At 72.5% G+C, this 1,591-nt stretch carries 2 protein-coding genes; both read right to left on the minus strand.

Translation table 11 applies throughout. The features are described 5' to 3' along the window. A partial coding sequence (locus tag AC1D15_RS31305; RefSeq protein ID WP_477829103.1) for a RelA/SpoT family protein occupies positions 1-1,359 on the minus strand: 1,359 nt, incomplete at its 3' end. After that, positions 1,356-1,591 (minus strand): alpha/beta fold hydrolase (locus tag AC1D15_RS31310; RefSeq protein ID WP_477829104.1); only part of this gene is annotated, 236 nt, incomplete at its 5' end. The genes AC1D15_RS31305 and AC1D15_RS31310, both read right to left, overlap by 4 nt.

Below are 1,591 nucleotides of genomic sequence, written 5' to 3' on the forward strand. Positions count from 1 at the left end.
GGTGTGCACGGTGTACGCGAAGTCGATCGGCGTCGCGCCGGCCGGCAGCTCGATCACCGCGGCATCGGGCGTGAAGACGTAGATGCGGTCGTCGAACGCCGCGCCGGGCGCCGCGCGTTCGCTGCGCTGCTCGACGCCGCCCTCGTCGCCGCTCTCGATGAACTCGCGCTCCCACGCCAGCAGTTGCCGCAGCACCGCCTTGCGTGCCTCGGCCACCTGCGCGTCGAAATCGCCGCTCGCGCTGACGCCGGCATAGCCCTTGGTGCCGGCCTCCTTGTAGGCCCAGTGCGCGGCAACGCCGTGCTCGGCATGCTCATGCATCGCCCGCGTGCGGATCTGCACCTCGACCGCCCGCCCTTGCTCGTCCTGCACCACGGTGTGCAGCGACTGGTAGCCGTTCACCTTCGGCCGCGCGATGTAGTCGTCGAACTCGCCCGGCACCGGCGGCCACAGCTCGTGCACCCGGCTCAGCACCGCATAGCAGTCGGGCACGTCGGCGACGATCACGCGCATCGCGCGCACGTCGAACACGCGGTCGATATCCAGCCCCTTGCCGCGCATCTTCTTCCAGATGCTGTACAGGTGCTTGGGCCGGCCCTGCACCTCGGCGCGCAGCCCGGCCGCGGCCAGCGCCTCGCCGAGCCGGCAGCGGAAGGCCTCGACGCCCTGCTCGCGCTCGACGCGCTTCTCGTCGAGCAGCCGGGCGACGTTCTTGTACTGCACCGGCTCGATGAAGCGGAACGACAGGTCCTCCATCTCCCACTTGATCTGCCAGATGCCCAGCCGGTTGGCGAGCGGCGCGAACACCTGCAGCGACTCGCGCGCGAGCACCGCCGGGCACGGCTGCTTGCTGCTCGCGAAGTGGCGCAGCGTCTGCAGCCGCGAGGCCAGGCGCAGCAGCACCACGCGCAGGTCGCGCGAGAACGCGAGCAGCATCTTGCGCACCCGCTCGGTCTGCTCGGCGCGCTGCTCGGCATGCACCCGCGCCTCGCGCGCGGCGCGCTGGATCTGCACCAGCTTGCGGGTGTGCAGCACCAGGCTCGCGTACGACGCGCCGAAGGCCTTGCTGACGACCTCCTCCGGCTTGCTCAGGTAGTCGCTCGCGTAGACCAGGTAGGCGGCGGCACGCATCGACGGCGCGGCGCCGATGCCCTGCAGGATCGCGGCGACGCCGTCGGCATGCACCAGCGCGTCTTCGCCGGTGTCGAGCAGCTGGCCATCGAGCAACGGCTCGGCGAAGGCGCGCGCACGCGCGAGCTGCGCAGCCTCGGCGTCGCGGCCCGCCTCGCCGGGCGTGTCGGCGGCCAGCTGGACGATCGGGGCCGCGTCCTGGTGGGTGTCGAGCAGTCCGGTCTTCACGCCAGCAGGAACTCCCGGACGGCCGCGATCTGCTCGGGCGAGGTCAGCATCGGCGCATGGCCGACGCCGTCGAACTCGCGCAGCAGCGCGCGCGGGCCGCGCTGCGTCATCGCCTGCGCGGTGGCGCGGGTCAGCAGGTCGGAGTCGGCCCCGCGCAGCAGCAGCGTCGGGCACGCGATGGCGTCGTACATGCCCCACAGCACGGCCTCGCCGGCGCGGGCCGCCTCGGGCG

The organism is Rhizobacter sp. P2_H2 (assembly GCF_056403375.1).